The 14505-nt window shown below is 62.1% G+C and carries 10 protein-coding genes; all 10 read right to left on the bottom strand.

Features of this window, described 5'->3' with window-relative positions:
• Nucleotide 1 precedes the first annotated feature (1 nt).
• A complete protein-coding gene (gene ettA, locus ACMGEE_RS20480; RefSeq protein WP_125290490.1) occupies nucleotides 2-1669 on the bottom strand; it encodes an energy-dependent translational throttle protein EttA in 1668 nt (555 codons plus the stop codon).
• Between the two features lie 107 nt (nucleotides 1670-1776).
• Nucleotides 1777-2541 (bottom strand): DNA-binding transcriptional repressor DeoR, encoded by a 765-nt coding sequence (gene deoR, locus ACMGEE_RS20475; RefSeq protein ID WP_301252421.1) that lies wholly within the window; start codon nucleotides 2539-2541, stop codon nucleotides 1777-1779.
• A 194-nt stretch (nucleotides 2542-2735) separates the two neighbouring features.
• Nucleotides 2736-3434 (bottom strand): urea ABC transporter ATP-binding subunit UrtE, encoded by a 699-nt coding sequence (gene urtE / locus ACMGEE_RS20470; protein ID WP_436830564.1) that lies wholly within the window; start codon nucleotides 3432-3434, stop codon nucleotides 2736-2738.
• A gap of 1 nt (nucleotide 3435) precedes the next feature.
• Nucleotides 3436-4227: an urea ABC transporter ATP-binding protein UrtD gene (urtD, locus tag ACMGEE_RS20465; protein ID WP_253455417.1), complete on the bottom strand. Its 792-nt coding sequence runs from the start codon at nucleotides 4225-4227 to the stop codon at nucleotides 3436-3438.
• Nucleotides 4220-5296, bottom strand: coding sequence for an urea ABC transporter permease subunit UrtC (gene urtC, locus ACMGEE_RS20460; protein ID WP_253455415.1), 1077 nt, complete (start codon nucleotides 5294-5296; stop codon nucleotides 4220-4222). The genes urtD and urtC overlap by 8 nt, the downstream gene beginning before the upstream one ends.
• Nucleotides 5296-6858, bottom strand: coding sequence for an urea ABC transporter permease subunit UrtB (urtB, locus tag ACMGEE_RS20455; protein ID WP_436830556.1), 1563 nt, complete (start codon nucleotides 6856-6858; stop codon nucleotides 5296-5298). Before urtB ends, urtC begins: the two co-directional genes overlap by 1 nt.
• A 61-nt stretch (nucleotides 6859-6919) precedes the next feature.
• Complete coding sequence (gene urtA / locus ACMGEE_RS20450; protein ID WP_370734739.1) at nucleotides 6920-8188, bottom strand: urea ABC transporter substrate-binding protein; 1269 nt, start codon at nucleotides 8186-8188, stop codon at nucleotides 6920-6922.
• A gap of 10 nt (nucleotides 8189-8198) precedes the next feature.
• Nucleotides 8199-8897: a GntR family transcriptional regulator gene (locus ACMGEE_RS20445; protein ID WP_253455409.1), complete on the bottom strand. Its 699-nt coding sequence runs from the start codon at nucleotides 8895-8897 to the stop codon at nucleotides 8199-8201.
• A gap of 11 nt (nucleotides 8898-8908) precedes the next feature.
• Nucleotides 8909-12523 (bottom strand): urea carboxylase, encoded by a 3615-nt coding sequence (gene uca, locus ACMGEE_RS20440; protein ID WP_436830555.1) that lies wholly within the window; start codon nucleotides 12521-12523, stop codon nucleotides 8909-8911.
• The gene (atzF, locus tag ACMGEE_RS20435) at nucleotides 12516-14312 is read right to left on the bottom strand and encodes an allophanate hydrolase (protein WP_253455405.1); all 1797 of its coding nucleotides are present in this window, start codon (nucleotides 14310-14312) and stop codon (nucleotides 12516-12518) included. The genes uca and atzF overlap by 8 nt, the downstream gene beginning before the upstream one ends.
• Nucleotides 14313-14505 lie beyond the last annotated feature (193 nt).

Raw genomic sequence — 14505 nt, 5'->3', positions numbered from 1 at the left:
ATTACTTCGCCATACGCTTGTACTTGATGCGTTTCGGCTCCAGTGCTTCCGCACCCAGCGTACGCTTCTTGTACTCTTCGTATTCGGTAAAGTTACCCTCAAAGAACTCGATCTTGCCTTCATCCTGATAGTCCAGGATGTGCGTGGCAATACGGTCCAGGAACCAGCGGTCATGCGAGATAACCATTGCGCAGCCAGGGAACTCCAGCAGGGCGTTTTCCAGCGCGCGCAGGGTTTCGATGTCCAGGTCGTTGGTTGGCTCATCGAGCAGCAGCATATTGCCGCCGACCTGCAACAGCTTGGCCAGGTGAAGACGACCGCGCTCGCCGCCGGACAGTTCGCCTACGCGTTTGCCCTGATCGACGCCCTTAAAGTTAAAGCGGCCGACATAGGCGCGGCTTGGCATTTCGGTATTGCCGATGCGCATGATGTCCTGGCCGCCGGATACTTCTTCCCAGACGGTTTTCGAGTTATCCATGCTGTCGCGGAACTGATCGACCGAGGCCAGCTTGACGGTATCGCCCAGCACGATGCTGCCGGAATCCGGCTGTTCCTGACCGGACATCATGCGGAACAGCGTTGATTTACCCGCGCCGTTCGGGCCGATGATGCCGACAATGGCGCCTTTCGGCACGGAGAACGACAGGTCGTCAATCAGCAGGCGGTCGCCATAGGATTTGCGCAGGTTGCTGACTTCCAGCACTTTATCGCCCAGGCGCGCGCCAGGTGGAATAAAGAGTTCGTTGGTTTCGTTACGCTTCTGGTAGTCGGTGCTGTTCAGCTCTTCAAAGCGGGCCAGACGCGCTTTGCCTTTAGACTGACGGCCTTTGGTACCGGCACGCACCCACTCCAGCTCTTTCTCGATCGATTTACGGCGGGCCGCTTCGCTGGAGGCTTCCTGCGCCAGGCGGGCATCTTTCTGCTCCAGCCAGGAGGAGTAGTTGCCTTCCCACGGAATACCTTCGCCACGGTCCAGCTCCAGGATCCAGCCCGCGACGTTGTCCAGGAAGTAACGGTCGTGGGTAATCGCCACTACGGTGCCTTCGAAGTCATGCAGGAAGCGCTCCAGCCAGGCCACGGATTCGGCATCCAGGTGGTTGGTCGGTTCGTCCAGCAGCAGCATGTCCGGCTTTTCCAGCAGTAGACGGCACAGCGCGACGCGGCGACGCTCACCACCGGAAAGATTAGCGACTTTCGCATCCCAGTCCGGCAGGCGCAGCGCGTCGGCGGCGCGTTCCAGCTGGGTATTCAGATTGTGGCCGTCGTGCGCCTGGATAATCTCTTCCAGACGACCCTGCTCGGCGGCCAGCTTATCGAAGTCCGCGTCTTCTTCCGCGTACAGCGCGTAAACTTCGTCCAGACGCTTCAGCGCGCCCACGACGTCGGCCAGCGCCTCTTCTACCGATTCACGAACGGTATGCTCCAGGTTGAGCTGCGGCTCCTGCGGCAGATAGCCGATCTTGATGCCGGGCTGCGGGCGAGCTTCCCCTTCGATATCTTTATCAATGCCGGCCATAATGCGCAGCAGCGTAGATTTACCCGCGCCGTTTAAGCCCAGCACGCCGATTTTTGCGCCGGGGAAAAAGCTCAGGGAAATATTTTTCAGGATATGACGCTTCGGCGGAACCACTTTGCCGACGCGATGCATGCTATAGACGAATTGAGCCACGTAGGATGAGCCTCTTGGTGTCTGTGTAATAATCGGGGCAGTCGCTGCCCACTCAGATAGCGAAGTTTAGCTGGTTTCACCCGGCAATCACAGACGCAGGCGGCAGATTATCCTGAGTACTGCGTCACGCCCGCCTGTTCCAGCCGCCGGGCCAGCGCTTCCGGCGCCGCTTTATCGCTGATTAGGGTATCGAACAGCGAGAGCTCGCCGATGCGCGCGGGCAGCACCTTGCCGAATTTGCTGCTGTCCGCCACCAGGATATTCTGGCTGGCGCGCTGTAGGGCCTGATGCTTCATCGGCAGTTCGTTGAGGTTGAAGCAGGTCACGCCCTGATGCGCATCAATGCCCGCCGCAGAGATAAAGGCTTTGCCGGGACAAAGATTATCGATAACCGAGCCCTGGCCCAGCGGCGTGAAAATGGCGTTGTCGGCGTGAAACTCGCCGCCGTTGAGGATCACCTTACAGCGGGGTTTTTCTTTCAGCGCCAGGAAGGTGTTCACCGCGCAGCAGATGGCGATAAACTCCAGCTCGTTATCAATGGCGTCGATAATCCACGGCATGGTGGTGCCGCAGTCAAAAAACACCGTTTCGCCGGGCTGAATTAGCGTGGCCGCCAGCTGGCCCAGCCGCCGCTTCTTTTCCACGTTGTGCGCCTGCTGATCGGAAACGAAGTAGTGGCGCTGGGTAGCTTTAGGATCGCTGACGATATAGCCGCCAAGCAGCACCACGGAAGAGGGCTGCTCGCCAAGATCGCGTCGAATGGTCATTTCGGAAACGCCCAGCAGCAGCGCCGCTTCTTTCAGATGGATCTTGTCGGTACGCTTCAGCGCGTGGGCCAGTTTTTTTACTCGCTCGCTGCTACGGCTTTCCATAAACGGTTGTTCCTGTTCCGGGACGGGCGCTGCTTTTCCGTATAAATCGCTCTGATTTTAATAAGTTGCAGGGAAAGATGCAGGCAGAGGGATTATCTTACCCGCATCGGTAAAGCGCCGCAAACGCCAGCGCGGGCGCGAAAACCTGTCGGAGGCATCCGCGCACGGCATGGGGCCGCCAACAGGCGTCGCCATTAAATAGCCACCAGCCCGCGTACGCCGTCCGCTTCCATGGTTTCACCCCGACCGCGCCGCACGATTTCGCCGCGCGACATCACCAGATAGCTGTCGGCAAGCTCGGCGGCAAAATCGTAAAACTGCTCCACCAGCAGGATAGCCATATCGCCGCGCTGCGCCAGCTGGCGGATCACCGTGCCAATCTCCTTAATAACCGAAGGCTGGATGCCTTCCGTCGGCTCGTCCAGGATCAGCAGCTGCGGACTGGCGGCCAGCGCGCGGCCAATGGCCAGCTGCTGCTGCTGCCCACCGGAAAGATCGCCGCCGCGCCGCAGCCGCATTTCCCGCAGCACCGGGAAAAGCTGATAAATCTCTTCCGGCACCTGTTTTGCCCGCGAGCCGGAAAAGCGCGACAGCCCCATCAGCAGGTTCTCTTCCACCGTCAGGCGCGGGAAAATTTCCCGTCCCTGCGGCACATAGGCCATCCCGGCCTGCACGCGCTGATGCGGCCTGCGGCCGTTGATGCGCTGTTCTTGCCAGCTGATGACGCCTGACTTAGCTGGCAGCAGGCCCATCAGGCACTTCAGCAGCGTGGTTTTCCCCACGCCGTTGCGCCCCAGCAGGCAGGTGATTTCGCCCGGACGGACCTCAAAAGAGAGGCCGCGTAAAATATGGCTGCCGCCATAATATTGATTCAGATCGGTGACTTTCAGCATCTCAGCGCCCCAGATAAACGTCGATAACCTGCTCATTCGCCTGCACCTCGCGCAGCGAGCCTTCCGCCAGCACCTGACCCTGATGCAGCACCGTTACGCGGTCGGCTATTGCTTCCACAAAGCCCATATCGTGCTCCACCACCATCAGCGAATGGCGGCCAGCCAGATCCTTAAACAGCCCGGCGGTGTACTCCGTTTCCGCATCGGTCATGCCCGCCGCGGGCTCGTCCAGCAGCAGCAGATGCGGATCCTGCACCAGCAGCATGCCAATCTCCAGAAACTGCTTTTGCCCATGCGAGAGCAGGCCCGCCGGACGCCCGCGCTCCGCGCCCAGCCGCAGCAGCTTCAGGACATCGTCAATACGATCCTGCTGCTCGCCGTTGAGTTTGCCGCGCAGGCAGGCCCACACCGATTTGTCGCCTTTAAGCGCGATTTCCAGATTTTCAAATACGGAAAGCGCCGCAAACACCGTGGGCTTCTGGAATTTACGGCCAATGCCCTGCCGCGCAATCTCTACCGGCGACAGCGTCGTCAGGTCGGTGGTCTGATCGTAAAATACTCGCCCGCTGGTAGGGCGCGTTTTGCCGGTGATCACGTCCATCAGCGTGGTTTTTCCGGCGCCGTTCGGGCCAATAATGCAGCGCAGCTCGCCCACGCCAATCTGTAGCGACAGGTCGGTCAGCGCCTTAAAGCCGTCGAAAGCCACCGTAATATTTTCCAGCTGTAAGACCGGGTCGGTTTGTCCGCGATAGCGATCCGCAGGGTGCGGCTGGGTAAAAAGCGGTTCAGTCATGCTTCCTCCGGCGAAGCAGGCCAATCACGCCGTGCGGCAGAAACAGCGTGACCAGGATAAACATCAGCCCCAGAAAAAAGAGCCAGTATTCGGGAAAGGCGACGGTAAACCAGCTCTTAGCGCCGTTGACGATGCCCGCGCCGAGCAGCGGGCCGATCAGCGTGCCCCGGCCGCCGAGCGCCACCCAGATAGCCGCCTCGATAGAGTTGGTCGGCGACATTTCACCCGGATTGATAATGCCGACCTGCGGCACGTAGAGCGCGCCTGCCAGCCCGCACAGCACGGCGGAAAGCGTCCAGACAAACAGCTTAAAGCCCTGCGGATGGTAGCCGCAAAATATCAGGCGGTTTTCCGCATCGCGCACCGCCGTCAGCACGCGGCCAAATTTGCTGCGCGCCAGCGCAAAGCCGATAGCGAGCGTGGCCAGCAGCAGCAGCACCGTAACGATAAACAGGGCGATGCGGGTACCGGTCGCCGTGACCGGAAAGCCGAGCAGGGTAGTGAAGCCGGTAAAGCCGTTGTTGCCGCCAAAGCCGGTTTCGTTGCGGAAAAACAGCAGCATCCCGGCCCAGGTCAGCGCCTGGGTCATAATCGAAAAGTAGACGCCTTTGATTTTCGAGCGAAAGGTAAACCAGCCGAAGATCAGCGCCAGCAGGCCCGGCACCAGCACGATCAGGCAGAGCGCCCAGGCAAAGTGCTGCGTGCCCGCCCAGAACCACGGCATTTTCTGCCAGGAGAGAAAGGTCATAAAGGCGGGCAGGCTGTCGCCCGAGGCCTGGCGCATCAGGTACATGCCCATCGCATAGCCGCCGAGCGCAAAGAACAGCCCGTGACCGAGCGACAGCAGTCCGGCATAGCCCCAGACCAGATCCAGCGCCACGGCGACGATCGCATAGCAAAGAATTTTGCCGATCAGCGTCAGCGTCCAGGTAGAGATTGCCAGCGGATTGTCCGCCGGCAGCAGCGCGAGAAAAGGCAGGATCAGCAGCGCCGCCGTCACCAGCAGACCGGCGACGACGCTCAGGCGCGGCGCTTTTCGCGTCAGAGTCAGCGTAATAGGTTGCGTCATCAGTCAGTCACCCTTCCTTTGATGGCGAACAGGCCCTGCGGCCGCTTCTGGATAAACAGCACGATCAGCGCCAGCAGCAGGATTTTCCCCAGCATCGCGCCAATTTGCGGCTCCAGGATTTTGTTGAGGATGCCTAAACCGAACGCGGCCAGCACCGTGCCCGCCAGCTGGCCGACGCCACCGGTCACCACCACCAGGAAAGAGTCGATAATGTAGCTCTGGCCCAGCTCCGGCCCGACGTTGCCCAGCTGCGACAGCGCCACGCCGCCCAGCCCCGCAATGCCGGAACCCAGCCCGAACGCCAGCATATCCACGCGTCCGGTCGGTACGCCGCAGCAGTCGGCCATGGCGCGGTTCTGCGTCACCGCCCGCACGTTCAGCCCAAGACGGGTTTTGTTCAGCAACAGCCAGGTCAGGATCAGCACAAAGATCACAAACAAAATCACCGCGATACGGTTGTAAGGCAGCACCAGCCCCGGCAAAGCCTGCCAGCCGCCGGACAGCCACGGCGGGTTAGCGACCTCCAGGTTTTGCGTGCCGAACAGCACGCGCACCAGCTGGATCAGCATCAGGCTGATGCCCCAGGTCGCCAGCAGCGTCTCCAGCGGACGGCCATAAAGATGGCGCACGATGGTGCGCTCCAGCGCCATGCCGATGGCGGCGGTGACGAAAAAGGCCACTGGCAGCGCCAGCAGCGGATAGAAAGCGAGCCACTCCGGGGCGTAGCGCTGAAACAGCGTCTGCACCAGCCAGGTGGCGTAGGCGCCCAGCATCAGCATTTCGCCGTGGGCCATATTGATAACGCCCAGCAGGCCATAGGTGATCGCCAGGCCCAGCGCCGCCAGCAGCAGCACCGATCCCAGCGACAGGCCGGAGAACGCCTGGCCGAGCAGCTCGCCCAGCCGCAGACGTTGTTGGATCTGCTTCAGGCTGTCGGCAGCGGCGGCGCGCACCTGCGCATCCGGCTCGTTTTGCGCCAGGCGCGTCAGCGCGGCCTGGGTTTGCGGGTCGCTGGTTTCGCCCAGCAGCTTTACGGCCTTCAGGCGTATCTGAGGATCGGCGTCGGCAAGCTGTAATCCGGCCACGGCCTGAGCCAGCACGGCGCGTACGTCGTCGTCCTGTTCTGCGGCCAGGCGCCCGGTCAGCAGCGGCAGCTGATCGGCCTGCGCTTCGTTTTGCAGCTCGCGCGCGGCGGCCAGGCGCGTGGCGGCGCTGTCGCTGACCAGCTGATGGGCGGCCAGCGTGGTGGCGACCAGCACGCGCAGCCGGTTGTTCATAAAGAGTTTTTTGGTGCTGCCTTCGGGCGGCGCATCGCCATCAAGCGGCGTCAGCCTGCCGTCAACGCGGCTGAACGGCCGTTTGCTGGCGTCCAGCACCACGTTTTCCTGATGCAGCGCGGTCAGCAGCGCAAGACGCGAGGCGTCCGGCTGGGCTGCCCACTGCTGAAGCAGCGCGACCTGGCCCGGACGGCTGGCGGCGGCGAAATCCGCGGCCGGCCCGGCAAAGGCGGCGGGCAGCAGGCACAGCGTAATAAAGAGCGTTAGCAGTTGACGTAGAATCATCGCGATGCCCATTCAGTGAAAAAAAGATGACCGGGCGGCGGCTGCCATCCCGGCCACGAGGTTACTGCGCTGTTTTTACCGGCCGATCGGACTTTTTATCGTTGCCGGGAAGATAAGGGCTCCACGGCTGCGCGCGCACCGGCTTGTCGGTCTGCCACACCACGTTGAACTGGCCGTTCTCTTCAATCTCGCCAATCATCACCGGCTTGTGCAGATGGTGGTTGGTGGCATCCATGGTCAGCGTAAAGCCGTCCGGCGCGTTAAAGGTTTGATTCGCCATCGCTTCCCGCACCTTGTCCACATCGGTGGTTCCCGCTTTCTCGACCGCCTGCGCCCACATATGAATACCTACGTAGGTGGCCTCCATCGGATCGTTGGTGACGGCGGTCGCGGCGTTCGGCAGATTGTGCGCTTTGGCGTAAGCGCGATAGTCCGCGACAAACTTTTTATTGACCGGATTGTCCACCGACTGGAAGTAGTTCCAGGCGGCCAGGTTGCCGACCAGCGGTTTGGTATCAATGCCGCGCAGCTCCTCTTCGCCAACCGAGAACGCCACTACCGGCACGTCGGTGGCTTTAATGCCCTGATTCGCCAGCTCTTTATAGAAAGGCACGTTAGAGTCGCCGTTGATGGTGGAGATCACCGCCGTTTTTCCGCCCGCAGAGAACTTTTTAATGTTGGCGACGATGGTCTGGTAATCGCTGTAGCCAAACGGCGTATAGACCTCCTCTATATCGCTGTCCTTCACGCCCTTGACGTGCAGGAAAGCGCGCAGGATTTTATTGGTGGTGCGGGGATAGACATAGTCGGTGCCGAGCAGGAAAAAGCGTTTCGCGCCGCCGCCGTCTTCGCTCATCAGATACTCCACCGCCGGGATCGCCTGCTGGTTCGGCGCCGCGCCGGTGTAGAAGACGTTCGGCGACATCTCTTCGCCCTCGTACTGCACCGGATAAAACAGCAGGCCGTTCAGCTCTTCAAATACCGGCAGCACCGACTTGCGGGAAACGGAGGTCCAGCAGCCGAAGACCACGGCGGCTTTGTCCTGCGACAGCAGCTGGCGTGCTTTTTCGGCAAACAGCGGCCAGTTGGACGCCGGATCGACCACCACCGGCTGGAGCTTTTTACCCAGCACGCCGCCTTTGGCATTGATTTCGTCGATGGTCATCAGCGCCACGTCCTTCAGCGGCGTTTCGGAAATCGCCATTGTGCCGGACAGCGACGAGAGGATGCCGACTTTGATCGTCTCCGCCGCCTGCGCGCTCCATGCCGCGCCCATCGCGATGACCGAAGCCGAAAGCACAAAAGCTTTTAATAACGAACGTCTTTTCATCCGGTGAACCTCAAGAGTTAAGTGGATCGGGTAAAGTTCTGGCCTGCTGCAACCGATGCAGCGTTATTTTTCTGACCTCGGCCTTGCTGACGGCAATATGCGCCGTCAGGATGCGCCGGGCCGCTTCGCTTTGCTGCTGAAGTACCGCCAGCAAAATCTGTGCGTGTTCCTGATAAGTCGCGGCAATCCTGTCCTCACGGGTAAAATCGAGGCGGCGGATAATGCGGATTTTCTCGGTCAGCTCGGCATGGATAGCGGCCATTTCGCCGTTGCCCGCCGCCGCCACTATCGCCATATGAAACGCTTCGTCATGCAGCGACACCGCTTTACCGTCGGCCAGCTGCGGCGCCTCCAGCCAGAAGCGCCGCAGCGCGGCCAGCCGCTCGCCGGTCTGCGCCAGCGGCATCGCGCACAGGCGCTTAACGGCTTCGCACTCCAGCACGATGCGCAGATCGTACAGCTCCTCAAAACGGGTAAAGTCGAACTCGCATACCTGCCAGCCGCTGCGGAATTCGACCTCGACATAGCCTTCGCGCGCCAGCCGAAACAGCGCCTGGCGCACCGGCGTGCGGCTCACCGCCATCCGTCCGGCGATCTCGTTTTCGCTGAAGCGATCGCCGGGCATCAGGCGGAAATCGAAAATATCGTTTTTCAGCGTCTGATAGATTTTGTCCGCCAGCGGCAGGGGACGAGGCTTTGGTGTCTGCATCGCGCCGCGCCTTATTCCAGCCACAGCAGCGCGTCACCCGGCCTGACCGGCCGACCCGGCTGGCAGCCGATACGCCTGACGCGGCCCGCCTGCGGCGCGTTGACGGTCAGCTCCATCTTCATCGCCTCCACCACGATCAGCGGCTGGCCGACCACCACTTCGTCGCCCGGCTGCACCAGCACTTTCCAGATATTGCCGTTGAGATCGGCACTGACCAGCAGGCCATCCTCCTCTTCCTGCGGCAGCAGCGTCTCCTCGCTGGTCAGCGGCGCGCCTTCCTCTTCCTGCGCCCACAGCGCGACCTCGGTTTCGAAGGCGCTGGCCTGGCGCTGGCGGAAATCGGCGATATCGGCGGCGTTTTCCTGTAAAAAGCGCGTATGTTCGGCAAAATCAAAGAAGGTTTCTTCGATGGCGATGCGGCCCCGGCCTTCGCGGAAGTCTTCCCGCAGCCTGTCCAGCTCCGTCTCGCTGACCGGATAGAAACGCACCTGGTCGAAGAAGCGCAGCAGCCAGGGTTCATTCGCCGCAAACTGGTCGTTTTTCAGGAATTTGTTCCAGATCGGCAGCGTACGGCCCACCAGCTGATAGCCGCCGGGGGAATCCATGCCGTAGATGCACATATACATGCCGCCGATGCCGACGGTGCCTTCGGCGGTAAAAGTGCGGGCCGGGTTATATTTGGAGCTGAGCAGGCGATGACGCGGATCCACCGGCACGGCGCAGGGCGCGCCCAGATAGACATCGCCCAGCCCCAGGATCAGGTAGCTGGCGTCGAACAGCGTCTGGCGCACCGCCTCGCGCGTCGGTAGCCCGTTGATGCGTTGAATAAAATCAACGTTGTTCGGCAGCCACGGCGCGCTGGCGCGCACCGTTTCTTTGTAGCGTTCGACGGCGCCCAGCGTGGCGCTGTCCTCAAAGGCCATCGGCAGATGCACGATGCGGGAAGGCACCCGCAGCTGGCTGACGTCGCCCAGCTCTTTCTCCACGCGCAGCAGCAGCGCCAGCAGCTGTTTCTGGCTGAGGATGCGGCTGTCGTAGCGGATTTGCAGCGAGCGCACGCCCGGCGACAGCTCCTCCATGCCCGGCTGGCCGGTTTCGCGCAGGGCAATCATCAGCAGATGAACTCGCAGCCGCAGCGCCAGATCCAGCACGTTGTCGCCATACTCCAGCAGAATATAGTTATCGCCCGCCTGCCGATAAACGGCGGCTGGCGTGCTGGTTGTGGCTTCAAGCGCGGCCAGGATAGTGCCCGAACCGTGCGCGGTTTCCGCCAGCGACGGCACGGCAAAGGCGGGCGTGGTTATGTTATGTAGCGTGTTAATCCGCGCCTCCTGCGCTTTCTCCAGCGCCAGCGCCTCGTCAAAACTAATCGGATGGAAACGGATGCGGTCGCCCGGCTTGACCTGACCGACTTTCCACAGCTCCGCTTTGGCGATGGTCACAGGACAGACGAAGCCGCCGAGGCTTGGCCCATCGCGCGTCAGGATCACCGGAAAGTCGCCGGTAAAATTCACCGCGCCGATAGCGTATTCACAGTCGTGCACGTTAGAAGGATGCAGGCCCGCTTCGCCGCCGTTGGGGCGCGCCCAGTCCGGTTTTGGCCCAGCCAGCCGCACGCCAAGCCGGTTGGAGTTGTAGTGAACCTGCCACGACTGCGCGAAGAACTCATCAATGGATCGCTGGGTAAAAAAGTCCGGCGCGCCGTGCGGGCCATAGAGCACGCCGATGCGCCATTCGTCGCCGTAGGTGGGGATCAGCGCGGCGTCAACGGCCTGCGGCTCGCCGACCGGCGCTGGCGTGGTACAGGCGGCAAGCTGCGGCTGCGAAACGGGCAGCATATCAGCCACGCGCAGCGTGCGTCCGGCATGGCCGCCAAACTGGCCAAGGGCAAAGGTCGAACGGCTGCCGAGATAGTCCGGCACGTCAAAACCGTTGCGTACCGCCAGGTAGGTGCGGCAGCCCGTCTGCGCGCGGCCCAGCGTCAGCGTCTGTCCGGCTTTGACCGTCACCGGCTGCCAGTAGCCAACCGGCGCGTCGTCCAGCGTCGCCGGGCAATCCGCGCCGGTTAAGGCGATCACGGCGTCGGTGTGGAAGCGCAGCGTCGGGCCTTGCAGGGTAAACTCCAGGCCCGCCGCTTCTTCTGCGTTGCCAACGATGCGGTTCGCCAGCCGAAAAGCGAAGTCGTCCATCGGGCCGGACGGCGGCACGCCGATGTCCCAGTAGCCGGGACGGCCAGGGTAATCCTGAATGCTGCTCCAGGTGCCGGGTTGGATCACTTCAATGACGTGGGCCACAGGCGTAAAGCTGTCCAGCTGGCGCGTCCACACCTGGCCGCTGCGGAACTCGTCGGTGGCGATAACCTGACGCAGATAGTCGAGATTGGTGGCGATGCCGTGCAGCCGCGTTTCATTCAGCGCCTCGCGCATTTTTGCCAGCGCCGCCTCGCGGTTTTCCGCGTGAACGATCAGCTTGGCAATCATCGGATCGTAAAAGGCGGAAACTTCTGAACCCGTCGTCACGCCGCTGTCCACGCGCACCCCTTCCGGAAAGCAGACGTCCGTCAGCACGCCCGGACTGGGCTGAAAGTTTTTCACCGGATCTTCGGCATAGAGCCGCACTTCAATCGCCGCGCCCTGCGGCGCCTGCGCCATACGCGCCCAGTCCGGCTCCACGCCCGCCGCCACCTGCAACATGCACTCGACCAGATCCAGCCCGGTTACGCATTCAGTGACCGGATGTTCGACCTGTAAACGGGTATTCACTTCCAGAAAGAAGAATTCGTCGCGCTGCGCGTCGTAGATATATTCCACCGTGCCCGCGCTGCGATAGTTGACGCGCTCACCCAGCCGGACAGCTGATTCCAACAGGGCGCGACGCGTTGCTTCCGGCAGATTGGGCGCGGGCGTCTCTTCCACCACTTTCTGATTACGGCGCTGTAGCGAGCAGTCGCGTTCGCCCAGGGCGACGACTTTGCCTTTGCCGTCGCCAAAAATCTGTACTTCCACGTGGCGCGCACGATCGATGCAGCGTTCCAGAAAGACGCCCGCATCGCTGAAGAACTGCTCGCCCAGGCGGCGGACGCTTTCCCAGGCGTCGCGTAGCGCCTGTGCGTCGCCGCAGCGGGTTAAGCCGATGCCGCCGCCGCCCGCAGTACTTTTCAGCATCACCGGATAGCCGATGGCGTCCGCGGCGGTTAAGGCTTCCGCCAGCGAGTTCAGCAGCGGCGTGCCCGGCGTCATCGGCACGCCAGCCTCGGCGGCCAGCTCGCGGGCGCGGTGCTTGAGGCCGAATTCGCCGATTTGCTGCGCCGTGGGGCCGACGAAAACGATGTTCGCAGCTTCACAGGCCGCCGCAAACGGCAGGCTTTCGGAAAGAAAACCGTAGCCGGGCCAGATCGCCTGGGCGCCGCTCTGCTGCGCCGCTGCCAGGATCCTGTCGATACGCAGATAGCTGTCGGCGGCTTTTTCGCCGCCCAGCGCGATGGCGATATCCGCCTCTTTGACATGCTGCGCGTTTTTATCCGCGTCGGAATAGACCGCCACGCCGGTAATGCCCAGCTTTTTCAGCGTGCGCAGGGCGCGGCAGGCGATTTCGCCCCGGTTGGCGACAAGAACGGTATTAAACATGGGAAGCCTCCTTGCGCGCCAGCCAGTTGCGCCAGCCGCCAAACTCGGTGATGTCCCGGGCGTCGGCCAGCGCCGCCGGTTCGCAAATAAAGCCTTTTACCTGACGACCATCCTCCAGCGTCAGCGTGCCGATGCCGAGCGGCGCAGGGATTTCCGCTACGAATTCGCCAAAGCGCGCCAACGGAATGTCCCACAGCTCGACGGTAATGGCTTTGCCGCCGGTCGCTTTCGCCAGCCCCGGCTTGGGCGGCTGGGTGTTGGCCAACGCATAAAGGCGATAGGCGTCGGCGGTGCGGGTTTCTTCCACCAGCACCGCATTGCGGCGGGTTAACTGATGATTCAACGGCATTCCAGTCAGGTGCGCGCCAACGACCGCGACACGAACGTGGTGTGGCGAAGCGGGCAAAGCGGACGGCGCGGCGCAGGCTTTTCCGGTCGCGCCCAGGTCGAGCGCCAGGCTCTGCTGCCAGCGCTGTCCAAAGGTCGCCAGCGCGCGATCGTGCCACGCGGGCGCAATCAGCGTGATCCCGGCGGGCAGCCCGTCCTCACGGAATGGCCCTGGCAGGGCGAGCGCCGAGAGATCGGCCAGGTTAGTAAAGTTGGTATAGGTGCCAAACTGCGAGTTATAGCGCACCGGCTCCTGCCGCATCTCTTCCAGCGTGTGGATGGTCGGCGACGTTGGCACCACCAGCGCGTCAAACTGGGCAAGCGTCTGCTGGATCTGACGGCTCAGCTCCGCGCGCAGGTATTCCGCCTGATAAGCGTCAACCGCGCTGTAGTGCTGGCCGCTGGCGATAATGCCGTACACGGTCGCATCCATCTGTTCCGGATGGTGCAGTATCTCGCCGACGGCCGCGGTACGTTCGGCTACCCAGGGCCCCGAGTAAAGCTGTTCGGCCAGCTGGTGAAACGGCGCAAAATCGACAGGATGCAGCGTGGCGCCGCACGCCTGCAGCGCGGCCAGCGCTTTTTCCCAGGCGGCTTCGGCCTGTGCATCGTCAAAAAAGGTGGGATGAGAAGGAACAGCCAGGCGCGGCGCGGCAGGCAGGGCGGCGGGCGCCAGCGCCGGATTGTCGCGTGAATAGGCGTCGCTGGCGTCATAGCCGCCCGCACAGGTCGCGACCTGGAAAGCATCTTCCACCGTCAGCGCAAACACGGAAAGCGTATCGTTCAGGCGGCAGGCTGGCAGCACGCCGGTGGCCGACAGCCAGCCTTTGGTCGGCTTCAGGCCGACGATATTGTTAAAGCCGGCCGGGACGCGCCCTGAGCCAGCGGTATCGGTGCCCAGCGCAAAGCAGACCAGGCCACGAGCCGTCACGGAAGCCGAACCGGAGCTGGAGCCGCCGCTGACGTAATCCGCATTAAAGCTGTTTTTCACCGCGCCATAGGGCGACCGTGTGCCGACCAGGCCGGTAGCGAACTGATCGAGATTGGTTTTGCCGATGACCACGGCGCCCGCCGCCTTCAGCCTGGCGACCGCAACGGCATCGGTTGCGGCTTCGTGAGCGAAAGCAGGGCAGGCGGCGGTGGTCGGCCAGCCCGCCACGTCGATATTGTCTTTCACCGCAAAGGGCACGCCGAACAGCGGCAGCGACTGCGGATCCTTCTGCCAGGCCGCCAGCAGCGGTTCCGTCTGCGCCCGCAGCTGAGAAGGGGTGGCAAGATAAAGCCAGGCGTTATCTTCCAGGCTCAGCTCCGCCAGCAAAGAGGAAAGGGTAGCGAACAGCTCCTGCGGCTGCTGCTGATGGTAACGCCGCCAGTCATTCAGGGTAAAACCGGTGAAAGCCATAGGTTGAATTCCATCTGGTATACAAGATGGAATAAACAGAGCAAAAGCCGTGCCATACGGGTAACTTGCTGATTATTAACTATTTAAATAAATAATCAGGCGAGGGTGCACGTTATTTGGGCAGCGAATGAACAAAAAAGGGGCGATAAGGAAGCCGGCCGTGCGGGAACGTACAGCACCAGGGGCCGCAGCG

The sequence above is a fragment of the Erwinia artemisiae genome (genome assembly GCF_051400835.1).
GTDB classification, from domain to species: Bacteria; Pseudomonadota; Gammaproteobacteria; order Enterobacterales; family Enterobacteriaceae; genus Erwinia; species Erwinia aeris.
Note: the sequence above shows the minus strand (reverse complement) of the source record. Positions and strands in the feature narration are given on the sequence as shown.